Genomic DNA, 17,976 nt, shown 5'->3' with positions numbered 1-17,976 from the left:
CCGGTGGGTGCGCCGCAGTCCAGCCGCGTGCCACCCCCGCGCTACGCGCCGCCGCAGGCCAGGCCAGACCCGTACCCGCCGCAGCGGCGCCAGCCACCGGCGGCGGTCGCCGAGAAGGGCCACCGTCCCCGAACCCAGGAGTGGGAGGTCGCCGAGGAGTTCGCGCCGAGTTCGAAGGAAGCCAAGCCGAATTCGAGCTCCCGGCTGCTGAGCGACTCCGGCTCGATCGCCTTCGCGACCTTGATCAGCCGGGTCACCGGCTTCGGCAAGCAGCTGCTGTTGCTGACCGTGCTCGGCCCCGCCATCGCCAGTGCGTTCACCGTGGCGAGCCAGATCCCGAACATGATCGCGGAACTGGTGCTCGGCGCGGTGCTGACCGCCATCGTGGTGCCGACGCTGGTGCGTGCCGAACAAGAAGACCCCGACCACGGCGCCGCCTTCGTCCGGCGGTTGGTCACGGCGGCCTTCGTCGTGCTCGCCACCGCGGCATTGCTCGCCACCGCGGCCGCACCGATCTTGACCACCTATGTGTTCCTGTCCGACGACGGCAAGGTGAACACCGGGCTGACCACGGCGCTTGCCTTCCTCCTGCTGCCCGCGATCCTCTTCTACGGCATGTCGGCGTTGCTGACCGCCATCCTCAACACCAGGCAGAACTTCAAACCTGGTGCGTGGGCTCCGGTGCTCAACAACGTCGTCGTGCTCACCGTGCTCGGCCTCTATGTGTTGATGCCGGGGGAGATCACGCTCAACCCGGTGAAGATGAGTGATCCGAAACTGCTTGTCCTCGGCGGCGGCGTCACGATCGGCGTGGTGGTGCAGGCCATCAGCCTGGTGCCAGCGATCCGGCGCGAGCGCATCGACCTGCGGCCGCTGTGGGGTGTCGACGCGCGGCTCAAGCAGTTCGGTGGGATGGGCGCTGCCATCATCCTGTACGTCCTGATCAGCCAGGCTGGCTTCGTCTTCGCCACCCGCATCTCCTCGCACGCCGACGCGGCAGGCCCGGCCATCTACAACAACGCGTGGCTGTTGCTGCAGCTGCCCTACGGCGTCCTCGGCGTCACCGTGCTCACCGCGATCATGCCGAGGTTGAGCCGCAACGCCGCGGCCGACGACACTCCCGCGGTCGTCGACGATCTCTCGGCGGCGACCAGGCTGACCATGATCGCGCTCGTCCCGGTCGTCACCTTCCTGACGCTCGCCGGGCCGCAGGTCGGGCAGGCGCTGTACGGCTACGGAAACTTCGGCGGCTCCGACGCCGCGCGCCTCGGCCTCGCCGTCAGCTGGTCGGCGTTCTCGCTGATTCCCTACGCGCTGGTGCTGATTCATCTGCGGGTGTTCTACGCCAGGGAACAAGCCTGGATCCCGACCTGGATCATCCTCGGCATCACGGCCGCGAAGATCGTGTTCTCCGCGATCGCCCCGATGGTGACCGACGCCGAACACGTCGTGATCGCGCTCGGCGTCGCGAACGGCCTCGGGTTCGCGGTCGGCGCGGTGGTCGGCGGCTATCTGCTGCACCGCAGTCTCGGCGATCTGCGGATGTCGAATGTCAGCCGCACCGTCACCAGGGTGGTGCTGTCGTCGATCGCAGGCGGCGCCGTCATGTGGATCGTGGATCGGGTGCTCGGGCTCGAACGGCTCACGCATGCCTTCGGCGGACCGGGGTCACTCATCCGGGTCGCGATCACCGCGGTCGTCATGTTCGCGGTAGCGTTCGGGCTGATGCGACTCGCCGGTGTTCCGGAGGTTGTCGCCATCACCGTTGCCATCTCGCGCCGCCTCGGCTGGACCCCGCCCGCACCCGATCTGGATCTGGACGGACCGGTCGAAGATCAGTACGCCACCCAGGTGCTCCGCAGGCCTGACCCCTATCTGGCGTACCCGAGGTTCGACCCGTACATGGACGCGCAGACGATGGTGCTTCCCGTGATCCGAGCCGACGCCGTTGACATCACCGGCATGGGCGAGTTCCCGTACCCTGTTCGGCAGAGAAGCACAAGTGGCGAAATCGCCGAAACCTCGACATACCAGGGCGAAGGAGGACCGAGGGTGAGCGACGACGCGGTGGGCGGCGTCCCAGCCGCTGATTCTTCTGCGACCACGGCAGGCGGGCTTTCGACCGATGCCCCGCCGCCCGGAGGAGAGCCGTCGGATCCCGCGTACGCGAACCGAGAGACCGGTACCGGTCCTGCGGATCACGACGCGGCACCGCAGGCACCCGAACCGGGCCAGCCGCAGGATCGCCAGAATCAGCTGCCGCCACGCGACCCGATGTACGACACCGGGATGATCCCGATCGGGTCGCCGGAGATGCCGCCGCTCGGCGGCGGTGTCAAACGAACTCCGCGTGGCCCCAAGCTGATTCCCGGCGCGTCGGTGGCGGGCGGCCGATACCGGCTACTCGCCGGGCACGGTGGCGCGCGCGGCCTGAAGTTCTGGCAGGCGCTCGACATCAAGCTGGACCGCGAGGTCGCGCTGACGTTCGTCGACGCCGACCAGAAAGCCGCGGACAACTCCGGCCACGACGGCCCGCAGGCCATCCTGTCCCGCACGCTGCGCCTCGGCCGGATCAATTCGCCCGGTCTCGCCCGAGTGCTCGATGTGGTGCGCGGGAGCTCCGGCGGCATCGTGGTCGCCGAGTGGACGCCGGGCCGGTCGCTGCGTGAAATGGCCGAGACCGTGCCGTCGCCGATCGGCGCCGCGCGCGCCATTCGTGCGCTGGCCTCGGCCGCCGAGCTGGCCCATCGCGGTGGTGGCTCGCTGTCCATCGATCATCCGGATCGGGTGCGGATCAGCGCGTCCGGTGACGCGGTGCTCGCCTTCCCCGGCACGCTGTCCGATTCCGACGCGCAGTCCGATGTGCGCGGCCTCGGCGCGATGCTCTACGCACTGATCACCGCACGCTGGCCGATCCGTTCCGGCGGTGTCACCGGCACCGCCGCGACCGTCGGCGGACTGCGGCTCGCCGACTTCGGCCCGGACGGCACCCCGGTCGAGCCGAGGCAGATCAGACCGGAAGTGCCCTTCGAGATTTCGGCGGTCGCGGTGCGCTCGCTGGAGTCCAACAAGGGTGTGCGCACCGCCGCGACCGTCCAGCACGTGCTGGAGCAGGCGTCGGTGGTCGACCAGAAGACCGACTTCATCCCCGTGCTACGCCTTGGCCAACGGCCACCGTCGGCGCCGGACGAGTCGCTGGCCGACCCGGAACTGCTTGCGGCGGAACGGGAGAGATCCCAGCGGATGATGTGGATCATGGTCGGGCTAGGCATCCTGGCCGCGCTCGTGGTCGGCATCGTGATCTGGTGGATGGTCAGCGTGTTCGCGCCGGGCGCCTCCGACGCGCCACTCAACGAACAGCGCAACATCGGCCTGACCACGAACAGCGCGCCGCCCGCGGCGACACCAGCGGCCGCAGGACCGACTGCCCCGGCCGGCGGCGTACCGCTACCGATCACCGGGGTGACGGTGTTCTCGCCGGAGGGCACGCCGGACGGGGTCGGCACCGTGAACGCGGTCATCGACCAGAACCCGGGCACCCTATGGAAGACGGACCAGTACTTCCAGCAGTTCCCCGCACTGAAGAAAGGCGTCGGGCTACTAGCGACGCTACCCAGCCCGGCGAAGCTGACAACCGTCTCGATCAACTCGCCGAGCCCAGGCACCTCGGTGGAGATCCGCACCTCGCCGACCGCGCAGCCGACACTGGATCAGACTCAGTTGATCGGCTCGGCCAAGCTAGGCGACGGGATCACCGATATTACGGTGCGCACCGATCAAGCTGTCCGCTACGTGCTCGTCTGGATTACCGGACTAGGGAACTCCGGTGGTCAGTTCCAAACCTCGATCGCTGATATTCGTTTCGACGCTGCACCTTAGCTAGTTTCGGATCCACTGCCGCATGTGTCGTGTAACCGTGCAGGCCACGCGCTGACGCCCGCTCTCGCGTCATTCTCCGTTTCCCGTTTGGTTGCTGTCGAATCGTGCAGGACGATATGATCTCCTCGCGCTCTCAGCAGGGGAGCTTCCCGGGTTCTGGTTACTCGATCCTGGATGCTGCGAAATTTCGGCGATGGTCGTTCGTGTCCGTTGCCACCGTGAGCGCTGTCCAAGGGGTTGGCATTGTCGTCCGATTTGAACGAGGATTTCCGCGGGGGTTCTTCGCGGCCTGTCGCGTTCCGCGAGCGGCCGTTCGTTGGCGAGGACTACACCGATGTCGAGCTGCTGCAGGCCCATGTCCGTGGCCAGCGGCACGCCTTCGCCGAGTTGCTGCGCAGGCACAACGATCATCTGTGGCAGACCGCGCTGCGCACCTCCTACACGCGCGAGGACGCCGCGGATTCACTGCAGGACGCGCTGCTGTCGGCCCATCGCACCGCAGCGTCGTTCCGGGCCGAGGCCGAGGTACGCAGCTGGCTGCACGCGATCGTGGTGAATGCCTGTCTGGATCGGATCCGGCGCAACAAGATTCGCAAGGCCGTCTCCCTCACACCGGAGACGATGCCGGAACCCCGCGACGAGCGGGACGCGGTGGCCGAGTTGGAGATGTCGCTGGTCGTCGACCACGCGTTGTTCTCGCTGCCGCCGGACCAGCGGACCGCTCTGGTCGCGATCGATCTGGAGGGGTATAGCGTGGCGGAGGCCGCGGCGATGCTCGGCGTTCCGGAGGGGACGATCAAGAGCCGCTGCGCCCGCGGTCGACAGCGACTACAAGAACGTTTGGAATTTCTCCGCGATCCGGGGAACCGGAAGTAGTTGAGATGCGTCAGTAATAGTGACGAACCCGTACGCGATGTCCAAGCAGCTCCCCGGCCCGAGGGGATTCCGTGATGTCAGATGAGAACACTGGAGGTGCGATGGCGACCAGGTCCATGCCGCAGCCTCCGTTCTCCGCCGAGCTGCTCGCCGACCTGCACGCCGGCAATGTCGCACCCGAAGTGGGGGAGCAGCTGTGGCCCGTGGTCCGCGGCGACGGCGAGTCGCTGCGCTACCTGCATGCGCTCGACGATGTCAGCAGTGAACTGCGCGCGCTCGGCCGCAGCGACCACGTCATCCATGCGATGCCCGACGATGTCGCGGCCCGGCTCGAACTGTTCGTCGACGGACTCGACCTCTCCGAGGAACCCGCCGACGAGGGCGCGACCATCTATCGGCTGCCGTACTCCGCCGAACCCGAAAAGGCCGATACCCCTGCGGTTTCCACTCCGCCGACGAGCACACCGGCCGCCCCCGTCGCACTCGACGAACACCGGCGCGGCAGGCTGCGCTGGCTCACCGCCGCCGCTGCGGCGGTCGCGGTCGTTGCCTGCGCCGCTATCGCACTGACCTCGGTGCGTGGCAACGACGCCCCACCGATCGCGCAGCCGACCTCGGGCCCCACCAACGTCGGCACCACCGCGGTCGGCACCAAGGTCGTCGCACCCACCCTGCTCGATTCCCCTGTCCTGCTCGCGGCGCTCGGCCGCAACGACGCCAGCGGACTGCTCGCCAGTGTGCCTGCCCAGGAGCGCTGCGTGCGCGCCAACGGACTCGAACGAAGCGTGCTCGGCTCCACCGACTTCGTCTACGAGGGCAAGGCGGCGGTCCTGCTGCTGCTCTCCGGGCCGCGCACGCCGAAGATCACCGCGCTGATCGTCGGAACCGGTTGCACCACAGACGATCCCCAGCGCCTCGCGCTGCAGGACATCGGCTGAGGCTCGGGTGACCTACGCGATAACCGATCTCGCGTAGCTCCAGGAGTGCGGCACATCTCACGACTGAGCCCAAGCTCACCCGGCACCGGTCCGATGCCGGAACAATAGCCATTACCCTGTTGTTGACCGAGACGTCCAGTTGATAACACCCCCGGAAGGGCCCCATGAGCGTTCGCGACCTGATCATCGTCGGCTCCGGACCTGCCGGCTACACGGCCGCTGTGTACGCCGCCCGCGCCGAGCTCCAGCCGCTGCAGTTCGAGGGCACCCAGTTCGGTGGCGCGCTGATGACCACCACCGAGGTGGAGAACTTCCCCGGTTTCCGCGAAGGCATCATGGGCCCTGACCTGATGGAAGAGATGCGCGAGCAGGCCAAACGGTTCGGCGCCGAGATCCGCACCGAAGACGTGGACGCGATCGACCTCAGCGGTCCGATCAAGACGGTCACCGTCGGCGACGAGACCTACCAGGCCTATGCGGTGATCCTGGCCATGGGTTCGGCCGCCCGCTACCTCAACGTGCCCGGTGAGCAGAAGCTGCTCGGGCGCGGCGTCAGCGCCTGTGCGACCTGCGACGGCTTCTTCTTCAAGGGCCAGGACATCGTCGTGGTCGGCGGCGGCGATTCGGCGATGGAGGAGGCGATCTTCCTGACGAAGTTCGCCAGCACCGTGACGATCGTGCACCGCCGCGAGGAGTTCCGTGCCTCGCGCATCATGCTCGAGCGGGCCAAGTCCAACGAGAAGATCAAGTTCGTGCTCAATGCCGAGGTGACCGAGGTGCACGGCGATACCGCCGTGACCAGTCTCACGCTGCGCGACACCAAGACCGGACAGACCTCGGAGCTGGCCGCGACCGGCCTGTTCGTCGCCATCGGCCACGATCCGCGCAGCGAGCTGGTGCGTGGTCAGGTCGAGCTCGACGACGAAGGCTATGTGCAGGTGGTGCACCCGTCCACCGCCACCGAGGTGCCCGGCGTGTTCGCCGCGGGCGACCTGGTCGACCACACCTACCGCCAGGCGATCACCGCCGCAGGCACCGGCTGCCGCGCGGCGATCGACGCCGAGCGCTGGCTCGCCGAACAGGGTGACATCACCTCGAACACGCTCGACCACGCGAGCCGCTCGGTCGCGGTGCCCGCCAACTGACGTTCGTCCCTCGCCCGCGGCACCCCCGCGGGCGAGCTGCGCTTCAACAAGGAGAAACCCATGTCCGAGACTGCCAAGAAGACCGACGCGAAGACGATCACCGTCACCGACGCGTCCTTCGCCGACGACGTGCTGCTCAGCGAGAAGCCGGTCCTCGTCGACTTCTGGGCCGCCTGGTGCGGGCCGTGCAAGATGGTCGCCCCGGTGCTGGAGGAGATCGCGGGCACGCACGCGGACAAGCTCACCATCGCGAAGCTGGACGTCGACGCCAACCCGGGCACCGCCCGCGATTACAAGATCCTTTCGCTGCCCACTATGATGCTGTTCCGCGGCGGTCAACCGGTCAAGCAGATCGTCGGAGCGAAGGGCAAAGCCGCCCTTTTGCGCGAACTCGACGGCATTATCTGACGTCTGGCGCTATAACGTCATAGGCGTCAAAGGACGTCGTGTTCGACCGACGCGCCGTAGGATGCCTGGACTCGGGAATGTCGAATTCCCATCCGGGTCTGAGACAATCGACCGACGCCGGTCGTGCGAAGGTGTATCCCATCGCATGAGTGGGTACCCGGATTGACGGAAGGAAAGGGCTCTCACGCATGCACCGACTTCGTCACGGCGATAGCGGTCCAGCCGTAGCAGAGGTTCGGAGCACCCTGGCAAGCCTCGGTTTCCTCCACGCACACGTCGACACCGATCACGATGACGCGCGCGAGTACTGGAAAGACACCGAAGCCTCCTTCGACCACCGACTCGACTCCGCAGTGCGCGCGTTTCAGCAGCACCGCGGACTGCTCGTCGACGGTGTTGTCGGCCCGGCCACCTATCGGGCGCTGAAAGAGGCGTCCTACCGGCTCGGTGCGCGGACGCTGATCTATCAGCTCTCCGCGCCCCTGTACGGCGATGACGTGGCGACGCTGCAGCGCAAGCTGCAGGACCTCGGTTTCTATGTGCATCGGGTGGACGGCTATTTCGGGCCGCACACCCACGAGGCACTCACCGCTTTCCAGCGGGAAATCGGGCTCTCGGCCGACGGCATCTGTGGTCCGGACACGCTACGGTCGCTCGATCTGCTCGGCGCTCGCGTCACCGGCGGCAATCCGCATCGGATCGCCGAGGAAGAGGTGGTGCACCGAGCGGGGCCCCAGCTCACCGGCAAGCGCATCGTCATCGATCCTGGGCTAGGCGGGCCGGACAAGGGCCACCCGGTGCCGAGCGAGTACGGCGAGGTGTACGAGTCGGAAATCCTATGGGACTTGGCAAGTCGGCTCGAAGGCCGGATGGCGGCCACCGGCATGGAGACCTTCCTTTCGCGGCCGTGGGGCGCCAACCCGACCGACGCGGAACGTGCAGACACCTCGAACGCTTTCGATGCCGACCTGATGATCTCGCTGCGCTGCGCGACCAACCCGAGCCCGCTGGCCAACGGTGTCGCCGGCTTCTACTTCGGAAATTCGCACGGCTCGGTGTCGATGATCGGGCAGGTGCTCGCCGGGTTCATCCAGCGTGAGGTCGTCGCGCGAACATCGTTGCAGGACTGCCGGACTCACGCCAGGACATGGGATCTGTTGCGGCTGACCAAGATGCCGACCGTGCAGGTCGATATCGGTTATCTGACAAACGATTACGACGCGAACGTGCTCACCAATCCACGGATGCGGGATGTGATCGCCGAGGCGATCCTGATCTCGGTGAAGCGGCTGTATCTGCTCGGGCAAGACGACCAGCCAACGGGCACATACACTTTCGCGGAACTGCTGGCGGAGGAACTGGCCGCGGCCGACCGGATGTAGCGGCAGCCGCCGAGAGAGTTGTTCACGGAAAGCGCCCCTGTCGATTCGTCGACAGGGGCGCTTCGTGTCTCAGCGATTCAGCGCACGCCGATGCGTGCGGGCGGCGCCATCGACGCGGCAGCCAGCAGCTGATCGAGCGCCCGTTCCACGTCTTCCTTCCAGCCGTGGTCGGAGTTGAGCTCCAGACGCAGCCGAGGGAACTTGTGATGCGGTGCGACCACCTCGAAGCCGACCTCCTCCAGGAAATCCGCCTCGATCATGCAGGTTTCCGGCGAACACTCGGCCAGCGCACCCGACATGGTCGGGCCGGAAGTCTTGAGGATCGGCGCAGTGATCCGCTCCATCAGCGTCATCGAGCCGAATCGCTCGGACAGGGCGTGCGCGGGCGGATCGAATCGGATGCCGAACGCCTCGAGCGCGCGCACACCACGACGCACCAGATCGGCCACCACGGCCTGCATCAACTGGTGGGCAACCTCTTTGTCCTGATAGGGAAATTCGGCCCGCAGCGTGGTCAGCAGGACCGCGTCCGGGCTTACCGGTGAGGTAGGGAAGAGCGCGGCGCGCGGCACTGCGCTTGGCGGCGAATACAGGGCACACCCCGCGACGTTGCCGTCGACGTTTGCGACCTGCCCACACGAACCCCATTCCAGCAGGACCGTGGAGAGCCAGGCTTCCTTTTCGAAGACCGGATCGCTGAAGCCGCGGGAGTCCTCGGCGACGGCAGGATCCATCTCCCAGAACACACAGCGCCGGGAGTGCGCGGGGAGCTTGTCGAGCTCACCGAGGGTTAGTGCTGTGACGCTGGTCGACACTGCTCTGCTCAGCCTCCAGCTGTCCGATTCATCCACACTCATGCCGCATCACTCTGTTGCTCGCCAGCAAGAATAAGCGATCAAACGAACCCGCCTCATTCCACGTCGCTGTGCTGTTGGTCAGGAACTTGTGGTTGGTATGTCCCCGGCGAGTCATCTGGTCCGCTGATTCACGGATTCGACTCGCTGTCACAGTGACGTTTCCGTCCTGGGTCATACCTCTCGCATTCACAAGTCTACTTTTGTCACTTTTGTCACATATCGCGCTTGCTCTGCTCCATGAGATTGACGATGCGCTCGAGGTCGTCGACCGAACCGAACTCGACCACGATCCGTCCCTTGCGCTTGCCCATGCTGACGATCACCCGAGTGTCGAACGACCCGGACAACCGATCGGCCACATCCTGCAGACCGGGCATGACGATCGGCTTGCGTTGCGGGGTAGGCGGCTCCGACGGATCCACCGGCGGCGGGGCCACCTCCTGATTCGCCAGGATGACCGCTTCCTCGGTGCTGCGCACGGAGAGACCTTCGGCGACAACGCGCTTGGCCAGTTCCTCCTGCGCGTCCACGCCCGCGGTCAGCCCGAGCAGCGCCCGCGCGTGGCCTGCGGACAGCACGCCCGCCGCCACCCGGCGCTGCACCGAAATCGGTAGCTTCAAAAGCCGAATCATGTTGGTGACAGCCGAGCGCGAGCGGCCGATGCGGTCGGCGAGCACCTCATGAGTGACGCCGAACTCCTCCAGCAGCTGCTGATAGGCCGCCGCCTCCTCGAGCGGATTGAGCTGCACCCGGTGGATGTTCTCCAGCAGCGCATCACGCAGCATCGACTCGTCGGCGGTCTCCCGCACGATCGCGGGGATCGCCGCCAGGCCCGCCTCTTGCGAAGCGCGCCACCGGCGTTCGCCCATCACCAGTTGGTACTGGTCGACACCCGGCTCGATCCGACGCACCACGATCGGCTGCATCAGACCGAATTCCTTGATCGAATGCACCAATTCGTTGAGCGCTTCCGGCTCGAAAACCTGACGCGGCTGCTTCGGATTCGGCTCGATCTGCTCCGGCGGGATCTCGCGATAGACGGCACCGCCGGAGGCGAGATCGTCGTCGGTGGGGTCGGGGACCCGATGCAAGTACGCCGACGCGGGCTGCGGCCCGATCGGATCCAGACCGATGACGCTGGCCGCTTGACTGCTGAGCCCCGGCGCCGTCGCCGGTCCCGTCGGGATCAACGCGGCAAGACCGCGTCCTAGCCCACCCTTCTTCGCCTGACTCATCGGTCTGTTGACCCCTTCCTCGTTCCGACACCAAACCGGGTCTCACCGACCCGGGTCGCACTCGGCCAGATCACTCCGCGCCTTCGGCGACCCGCGCCAACACGGTCGACCGAGCCGCCATTTCCCGTCCGGCATCGAGGTAGCTCATCGCGCCCCGGGAGCCTGGATCATAATCGAGCACCGTCATCCCATAGCCCGGCGCCTCGGACACCTTCACACTGCGCGGAATCACCGAACGCAACACCACATCGCCGAAGTGGCCGCGCACCTCCTCGGCCACCTGATCGGCCAGCTTGGTCCGGCCGTCGTACATCGTGAGGATCACCGTCGACACGTGCAGCGCCGGATTCAGGTGCGCCTGCACTAAGCCGATATTGCGGAGTAACTGCCCGACACCCTCCAGCGCGTAGTACTCGCACTGGATCGGGATCAGCACCTCCTTGGCCGCGACCATCGCATTGACGGTCAGCAGACCGAGCGACGGCGGGCAGTCGATCATCACGTAGTCGATGTCGTAGCCCGCGATGTTGGCCTGCTCGATGGCCGCCTTGAGCCTGCCTTCCCTGGCCACCATCGACACCAGTTCGATCTCCGCGCCGGCCAGGTCGATCGTCGCCGGAATGCAGAGCAGGCGCTCGTTGTGCGGGCTCTGCTGGATCGCATCCGAGACCGACACCTCGCCGATGAGAAGTTCGTAGCTGGACGGAACACCCGAGTGATGTTCGATGCCGAGGGCGGTGCTCGCGTTGCCCTGCGGGTCCAGATCGATCACGAGGACCGTCATCCCCTGATGCGCCAAGGCGGCCGCGAGATTCACCGCGGTGGTCGTCTTGCCGACGCCGCCCTTCTGATTGGCGATGGTGATGATGCGTTGCTCGTGCGGTTTCTGCACTGTCACCTTTCCTGGATGGAGAATCTGGCTGGCGCGTTGTGCTTCGGCCGCGATCGGGGTCTCACTGGGGGAGATGTTCCCGAACGGTGTGCTTCCGAATGCCTCCGCGTCGAAATTGCTGGAGTCCAGCATTCCCGGCACGCGCGACGTCGTTTCCCGTGAAACATTCGCCGGACCGCTCGACATAGACAGCTCCTAACCCGAGAAACGTTCAGATCACGTGCTTCCGACGAGCGTCGGCGCCGTGTCATCAAACAGCTGTGTCGGTACGAACATGATGCTCAACCGGGTTCGCGGCGCCCGATCGACCGAGCGGAGCCCTCGCCGCTGTGACACCAAATCCACCGTGGCATCTACGCTCACGCCCGACGCTCACTAGCTTGCCAGCCCTGGGCGCGATAAGAAAGCTGAATCGCGGCAACGCGCGAACGACACTCGAATCTGTCCGTATTCGACCCCCCGAACCTCAATGTTTCACATGAAACACCACCCCCCAACGGATTACACCGCGCTCCGCGACCCCGCAGCTGAACTCCCGAACCGATCCAGCGACAACACCGCATCTCGGTTTCACATGAAACATCGCTCCAGCGGAGTGATCGCACGCTCGCTTTCAGCGCACTCCGGGGCACCCAGGGGCTGACGGCATCTCGCGCGCGACCACCGCCACCGCCAACCGGAGTGAGGTGCCGACCCGAGTGACGTTGCCCGGGGGAGTGTGGAAACACAATGGGTTCAGAACTCCGGCCCGATGGGTTCGTCCTTCACCACGCACCCAATCCGAACCTGATCGGCTTCGAGCCGCCCGTCGAAGATCGGCCTTCCACCTCGTACGAGTCGGCACACATTCGAATGCCACCCGATGCCTGAACTTCGGTCCATTGCCCGAACACAATCCGCGGGGAAGGGGCCGCCATGTTTCCCGTGAAACGGTGCGACACTCAGAACCCTTACGCGCGGGTGGATCCACGCGCCTCTGCCCGCTGCTCGGGCAGCGGCGTCCTAGCAGTCGGGCATCCATAGACGGGATCCCGGATGTGGATGGGGGCGCAGATCTTGTTGCCGCTCCCTCGGCGGCGACGGGGGGGCGAAGAGACATGTTTCCCGTGAAACCGATTGGCGTTGGGATCGGACAAGCATCCGCGCCGAACCGCCACCCGGTCGACCCGGCGCGGACGGCCTCCAGACAACCCGTCTCCAGACAACCCATCGGCTGGCCCCACAACGCCAGCGTCGATGCGTCCGTGGAACAGAGGGGTACCGCACGGCTCGCCCGTCCATGGACGTAGGGGAGTACGGAACGATGGATCCCCGGCGACGCTGCGCGGCGTATCCCCGGCATCCATGTTTCATGTGAAACCAGCTCCCGCCTCCGAACGCCGGAACCGCCCGCAGCGGACTTCGAGAGCGTCCGTAACTCATGCAGATCTCCCCGCGCCCACAACACGCAGCTGATCCGCTACTCATTCCGGTGCGCTCGATCCTCCAGCACGCCCGTTCTTCCGGTGCGCCCGTTCTTCCGGTGCGCCCGTTCTTCGAGCGCGCCCGTTCTTCGAGCGCGCCCGTTCTTCCGGTGCGCCCGTTCTTCGAGCGCGCCCGTTCTTTCGGGTGCGCTCGATCCTCGGGTGCGTCCGATCCTCCAGCGCTCCCGATCCGCCAGAGCGCTCGATCCGCCAGAGCGACCGGGTTCGGTGTGGCGGTCACGGTAGGCCGAACGGTGACGCTGGTGGCAGGACGCGGAGACGACGAGCCATGACGCGGTGGCCACCGCACACGCGAATGACCAACCGCGCGGAGTGATTCGCTGCACGCCGAATCAGGGGGTGCACGCCGAATCAGAAGAGCAATCCAAGCCGCCTGCCCCGCCCCCTCAACCGCCCTGCAGACGATCGGCCTCAACTGGCATCGGAGAGTCCGATGTTTCATGTGAAACCAACTCATTGGCACCCCTACCTCAGAGGTGGCGGCTTCAGGGGTGGCCGCGCCAGACCGGCTCAGTGCAGAGAACGAGGCGCCCCTCCAGCGCGGGCACCGGAGGGCACCCTCGTTCCAAGCCGACCCCCGCGCCGTCTCCCGCGACCACCACACCGGCTCGGCGCAGAGACCGAGGCACCCTTCTAGCGCGGGGGACCGGCGGGCACCGTTCCGAGCCGACCCCGCGCGACCCCGCGCGGTCTCCCTGCGACCACCACACCGGACCAGCTCGGTGCAGAGAACTGAGGCGCATCATACGAACGAGAGGACCGGAGGGGGACCGTTGCAAGTCAACCCCCGCCCGACCCCACCTCAGCCTCCACGCGACCACCACTCCAGACCGGTTCGGTGCACAGAGCGAGGCGCGCCGTTCGAGCGAGGGGGACTGGCGGGGGAACCGTTCCGAACTGACGCCCGCGCTACTCCGCTCGAAGCTAAGGGTGGCGCTCTCGTGGCCAGAGCGGACGAAGGCTCCTTCCTTGCCGGCGAACCACCCGCCCGAAGGCGACGAATCGCATCCCGTCCACGCAAGTTCGCCTGCCGCGCCACCGCTGCCAACGCGGGATCCGTGGCCGCGTCACTCGCCGACGAACCCTTTGACTTGTCCGCGAACTACCGCCCGCAGCGCACAACCGATATGTCGCGAACCGGCGGAGGCCGACGGTCGTCACCCCGTCCACCGCTTCGCTTCGGATTTCGGCGGCGCCACGGCCCGCTACAACACGCCGGACGGGCAGGCCGTTGGCGCCGCGCTTGCTTCGCCTAGCGGCCCGCCTGCCGCCGCAACCGATGGCGGCTCCCCATGTGGGGCACGAGAGACGGTGTGCCGTCTAGGTCTGGTCGCGGCGGCCGGACGGATTCGCTCCGCCACACCGCGAACTATTTCGTCTTGCGACCGCGGACGGGCGCGGCTGCGCGCTTCGCCGCTTTCGCTTCCTTGCGGGCAGCCGCGTGTTCGCGGCGCGGCGTGCGTTCGGCGCGGGGGAGGCGTTCGGCGCTGATGACCAAGGTGGGGGTGTCGACCAGCCCGACGCCGCATTCGAGGACGGCGGTGTTGCCTGCGCCGGCGCGGGCCAGAGCTTCGGCGTCGCGTTCGAGTTCTTCGGCGGCGCTGATTCCTTTGAGGGCGAGCATGCGGCCGTGGTCGTGCAGGAGGGGGAGGGACCACTGCGCGAGCTTGCCGAGGGGGGCCACTGCGCGAGAGGTGACGACGTCGGCGCCGCCTGCTTCCTTCATGACACCGGATTGTTCGGCGCGGCCGCGGACGACGGTGACGTCGAGTCCGGCGGCTTCGATGAACTCGCTGAGGAAGATGGTGCGGCGCAGGAGGGGCTCGACCAGGGTGATGCGGAGGTCGGGCCGCGCGATGGCCAAGGGGATTCCGGGTAGGCCCGCGCCGCTGCCGATGTCGACGACCGAGGCGCCTTCGGCGATCAGCTCGCCGACCACCGCGCAGTTGAGGAGGTGGCGATCCCAGAGCCGGGGCACCTCGCGCGGACCGATCAGCCCGCGCTCCACGCCGGCGGTGGCGAGCGCCGCACAGTATCGGCGGGCGAGCTCGAGTCGGTCGCCGAACACCGCCGCAGCCGTCGCGGGTGGTTCCAGCTCGGCAGGCAACGCGGTGGTTCCACCGAGATCTCGTTCCACGTGAAACATCCTTCCGAACTCGAGTCGATCAGAGAGGTAGCGACAGACGGACATTCAGGTGCGGACACGAACAGGGCCCCCGATCCGAAGACCAGAGGCCCTATCCAACCACTACCCCGTCAGGGTGACGAAATGCGCCGGGCCCGAGGGATGTCCGGGCGACGCGCTTATTCACTCAGGACGGAACAACCACGACGTGCCGGTTCGGCTCGACGCCCTCGCTCTCGCTGCTGACGCCATCGATCACCGCGACCGCGTCGTGCACGATCTTGCGCTCGAACGGCGTCATCGGAGCCAGCGACTCCGGTGCCCCCGTCTCGAGCACCCGCTGCGCGGCGGCGGTACCGAGCGCACTCAGATCTTCCCGGCGCTTGGCCCGCCAGCCGGCCACGTCCAACATCAGCCTGCTGCGCACGCCGGTCGCCTGCTGCACGGCCAGGCGGGTCAGTTCTTGTAGGGCGTCGAGCGTTTCGCCGTTGCGGCCCACCAGCTTTGACAGATCACGGCCACCATCGATGCTCACGATGGCCCGGTCGCCTTCGACGTCGAGATCGATATCACCGTCGAAGTCGAGCACGTCGAGTAACTGCTCCAGGTAGTCGCCAGCGATCTCGCCCTCTTCGATCAGGGCTTCTTCGGCATCGTTCACGACATCGTCGGCGTCCGTTCCGGCGTTCACCATCGTCGTCGCCACTGTGGCGTCCCCTCCGTCGGTCTCAACTGTCATTTGGTTTCCTTCATCTGCTCATCGCGCTCGCCGGGCGCTCGCCGCCGGACGGTGCGCGATCAAAGGGTTGCTCAGCGTGGTGGCCTGCCGACCACCGAAATGCGATCAGCGACGGCGCTTTTGGTTCGCCCTGCCCCGGTTCGGCCGCCGCTGGCCACCCGGCCTGCGCTGACCGGTGGCCTTGGTCGGCGTCTTGCCGGTGCCGTTCGTCGACGGCGAGGCGTCGGCCCCGTCGGTCGCATCCTCGGCGTCCACGGCATCGGCCGCGCTCGACGCTGCCTTCTTCTTCGTGTTGACCGGCTTGACGCCAGGCTTCGGCGCGTTCTGCGCGCGCTGCTCCAGCTTGGCCTGCTTCTTCTCTTCTTCTTCCTTCTCCATGCGACCGAAGACGAGGTGCTGCTGCCCGTAGGTCCAGATGTTGTTGGAGACCCAGTACAGGAGGATGGCGATCGGCAGGAAGGGACCACCGACGAGCACGCCGAGCGGGAAGACCCACAGCGCAAGCTTGTTCATCATCGCGGCCTGCGGGTTGGCGGCCGCCTCCGGCGTCTGCCTGGCGACCGAGGCACGCGCGTTGAAGTGGGTGGCCAGGCCGGCGATGACCATCAGTGGGATCGCGATGATCGCGATGGTGACCTTGGTCGGCACCCCGCCGTAGTCGGCGAACGCCTGCAGCTCGCTGGTCGGGCTGGTGATGAAGGCAGAGATCGGTGCGCCGAAGATGCGGGCGCTCAGGAACGACTGCACATCGGTCGCGCTGAAGACATAGTTCGGCGTGTGCGCGTTGTCGTAGGCCGACATGCCGAGCTGCCCGATCCCGTGACCGGTCCGGTTGAACGAACGCAGCACATGGAACAGGCCGAGGAACACCGGCACCTGGGCCAGGATCGGCAGACAGCCCATCAGCGGGTTGAAGCCGTGGTCCTTCTGCAGCTTCTGCATCTCGACCGCCATCTTCTGGCGGTCGTTCTTGTACTTCTTCTGCAGTTCCTTGATCTGCGGCTGCAGCTCCTGCATCTGCTTGGTGGTGCGTACCTGCTTCACGAACGGCTTGTAGAGCAGTACGCGCAACGTGAAGACGAGGAACACCACGGCAAGTGCCCAGGTAAGGCCGTTGTCGGGGCCGAACGCGAACCCGAAGACCCGATGCCAGAACCATAAGATCCAGGAAACCGGGTAATAAATGAAGTCGAGCACGGCTCTATGCACTCCCGTCGTTCGTATCGCCGATCACCGCGCGCGGTGATCCTTTCCAAGCCTTCGGTTCCGACACCGGCTCGGCCTGCAGGCTGGTTTCCTGCGGCGCCGGATCGGTGGCTGCCACGGTCCCTGGCGCGGTGCGAACGGTGCTTCGCTTCCGCTCCGGAACCGGGTCCCACCCACCAGGGTGCCAGGGTGCACATTTGGCCAGTCGAACGGCTGCCAATCCGAGCCCGACGAACAGTCCGCGCGTCCGCAATGCGGTGACGGCGTACTCGCTACAAGTCGGGGTGAAACGGCACACCGGCATGCGGGTGGGGGAGACGTAGGTCCGATACAACTCGATCAGAAATATCAGTGCGTTCGCCGGTAGCCGACCGATCTTCGTTGGCAGGCTCATGCTGTGCCTGCTGCGAACCCGAGTTTGCGCACCGCACCGCGGAGCTGGCGCAGCAGTTCCGCCGAGGAGGCGTTGGCCGCGCCGGGCAGCGCGCGGATGACGATGTCGGTCTCCGCGGGCAGCTCGGGGATCACCTGGCCGCACATATGACGCAGGCGGCGGGCCACACGGTGTCGAATCACCGCGTTGCCCACCGCCTTGCTGACGATCAGCCCGAAGCGCGGCCCGCCTACGCGGACCAGCCCATCGGCCGGATCGTCAGATCGTCCTTGCACGTCCACGACTCCGTCATACTCGTGTTTCAGCACGTGTACGACGAGATCTCGCCTCCCGATTCGCTGGCCGCGGCGCACCGTCCGGGAGAAGTCGGCACGATGATGCAACCGATACGGCTCAGGCAACACCCGAGCGTCCGC

14 protein-coding genes are annotated in these 17,976 nt (G+C 66.6%); 6 read left to right on the top strand and 8 right to left on the bottom strand.

What is annotated here, in order from left to right; translation table 11 throughout:
- The first annotated feature begins 27 nt into the window (after window positions 1-27).
- From NA11_RS27730 to NA11_RS27705, 6 genes are all read left to right on the top strand, one after another.
- Window positions 28-3,879 (top strand): murein biosynthesis integral membrane protein MurJ, encoded by a 3,852-nt coding sequence (locus tag NA11_RS27730; protein WP_084655129.1) that lies wholly within the window; start codon window positions 28-30, stop codon window positions 3,877-3,879.
- 342 nt (window positions 3,880-4,221) lie between these two features.
- Window positions 4,222-4,755: an RNA polymerase sigma factor SigM gene (gene sigM / locus NA11_RS27725; RefSeq protein WP_069164983.1), complete on the top strand. Its 534-nt coding sequence runs from the start codon at window positions 4,222-4,224 to the stop codon at window positions 4,753-4,755.
- Window positions 4,756-4,829: 74 nt separating this feature from the next.
- Window positions 4,830-5,693: an RsmA family anti-sigma factor gene (locus NA11_RS27720; RefSeq protein WP_141717879.1), complete on the top strand. Its 864-nt coding sequence runs from the start codon at window positions 4,830-4,832 to the stop codon at window positions 5,691-5,693.
- Window positions 5,694-5,857: 164 nt separating this feature from the next.
- Window positions 5,858-6,838, top strand: a complete 981-nt coding sequence (gene trxB / locus NA11_RS27715; protein ID WP_069164958.1) for a thioredoxin-disulfide reductase — start codon at window positions 5,858-5,860, stop codon at window positions 6,836-6,838.
- A 60-nt stretch (window positions 6,839-6,898) separates the two neighbouring features.
- Entirely contained in the window at window positions 6,899-7,246 is a 348-nt protein-coding gene (gene trxA, locus NA11_RS27710; RefSeq protein ID WP_069164957.1) for a thioredoxin, read from the top strand.
- Between the two features lie 188 nt (window positions 7,247-7,434).
- Window positions 7,435-8,628 (top strand): N-acetylmuramoyl-L-alanine amidase, encoded by a 1,194-nt coding sequence (locus NA11_RS27705; RefSeq protein ID WP_069164956.1) that lies wholly within the window; start codon window positions 7,435-7,437, stop codon window positions 8,626-8,628.
- A gap of 77 nt (window positions 8,629-8,705) precedes the next feature.
- On the opposite strand, the gene NA11_RS27700 is transcribed toward NA11_RS27705, so the two are convergent.
- From NA11_RS27700 to rnpA, 8 genes are all read right to left on the bottom strand, one after another.
- Window positions 8,706-9,443, bottom strand: coding sequence for a GNAT family N-acetyltransferase (locus NA11_RS27700; RefSeq protein WP_069164955.1), 738 nt, complete (start codon window positions 9,441-9,443; stop codon window positions 8,706-8,708).
- Window positions 9,444-9,697: 254 nt separating this feature from the next.
- Window positions 9,698-10,720 (bottom strand): ParB/RepB/Spo0J family partition protein, encoded by a 1,023-nt coding sequence (locus tag NA11_RS27695; RefSeq protein ID WP_069164954.1) that lies wholly within the window; start codon window positions 10,718-10,720, stop codon window positions 9,698-9,700.
- Window positions 10,721-10,790: 70 nt separating this feature from the next.
- Window positions 10,791-11,744, bottom strand: a complete 954-nt coding sequence (locus NA11_RS27690) for a ParA family protein (protein ID WP_245746225.1) — start codon at window positions 11,742-11,744, stop codon at window positions 10,791-10,793.
- A gap of 2,721 nt (window positions 11,745-14,465) precedes the next feature.
- The gene (rsmG, locus tag NA11_RS27685; protein ID WP_084655121.1) at window positions 14,466-15,242 is read right to left on the bottom strand and encodes a 16S rRNA (guanine(527)-N(7))-methyltransferase RsmG; all 777 of its coding nucleotides are present in this window, start codon (window positions 15,240-15,242) and stop codon (window positions 14,466-14,468) included.
- Window positions 15,243-15,408: 166 nt separating this feature from the next.
- Window positions 15,409-15,915, bottom strand: coding sequence for a Jag family protein (locus NA11_RS27680; protein WP_245746217.1), 507 nt, complete (start codon window positions 15,913-15,915; stop codon window positions 15,409-15,411).
- A 150-nt stretch (window positions 15,916-16,065) separates the two neighbouring features.
- Entirely contained in the window at window positions 16,066-17,157 is a 1,092-nt protein-coding gene (gene yidC, locus NA11_RS27675; RefSeq protein WP_069164950.1) for a membrane protein insertase YidC, read from the bottom strand.
- Between the two features lie 4 nt (window positions 17,158-17,161).
- A complete protein-coding gene (gene yidD, locus NA11_RS27670; RefSeq protein WP_069164949.1) occupies window positions 17,162-17,560 on the bottom strand; it encodes a membrane protein insertion efficiency factor YidD in 399 nt (132 codons plus the stop codon).
- A complete protein-coding gene (gene rnpA, locus NA11_RS27665; protein WP_069164948.1) occupies window positions 17,557-17,964 on the bottom strand; it encodes a ribonuclease P protein component in 408 nt (135 codons plus the stop codon). Before rnpA ends, yidD begins: the two co-directional genes overlap by 4 nt.
- Between the last annotated feature and the right edge of the window lie 12 nt (window positions 17,965-17,976).

Source organism: Nocardia altamirensis NBRC 108246, assembly GCF_001612685.1.
Lineage (GTDB): Bacteria > Actinomycetota > Actinomycetes > Mycobacteriales > Mycobacteriaceae > Nocardia > Nocardia altamirensis.
Note: the sequence above shows the minus strand (reverse complement) of the source record. Positions and strands in the feature narration are given on the sequence as shown.

Coding starts and splice junctions, on each gene's coding strand:
- NA11_RS27720 (WP_141717879.1), top strand. CDS start 4,830: ATGTCAGATGAGAACACTGGAGGTGCGATGGCGACCAGGTCCATGCCG.
- NA11_RS27690 (WP_245746225.1), bottom strand. CDS start 11,744: ATGCTGGACTCCAGCAATTTCGACGCGGAGGCATTCGGAAGCACACCG.
- trxB (WP_069164958.1), top strand. CDS start 5,858: ATGAGCGTTCGCGACCTGATCATCGTCGGCTCCGGACCTGCCGGCTAC.
- rsmG (WP_084655121.1), bottom strand. CDS start 15,242: ATGTTTCACGTGGAACGAGATCTCGGTGGAACCACCGCGTTGCCTGCC.
- yidD (WP_069164949.1), bottom strand. CDS start 17,560: ATGAGCCTGCCAACGAAGATCGGTCGGCTACCGGCGAACGCACTGATA.
- NA11_RS27695 (WP_069164954.1), bottom strand. CDS start 10,720: ATGAGTCAGGCGAAGAAGGGTGGGCTAGGACGCGGTCTTGCCGCGTTG.
- NA11_RS27680 (WP_245746217.1), bottom strand. CDS start 15,915: ATGGTGAACGCCGGAACGGACGCCGACGATGTCGTGAACGATGCCGAA.
- NA11_RS27705 (WP_069164956.1), top strand. CDS start 7,435: ATGCACCGACTTCGTCACGGCGATAGCGGTCCAGCCGTAGCAGAGGTT.
- trxA (WP_069164957.1), top strand. CDS start 6,899: ATGTCCGAGACTGCCAAGAAGACCGACGCGAAGACGATCACCGTCACC.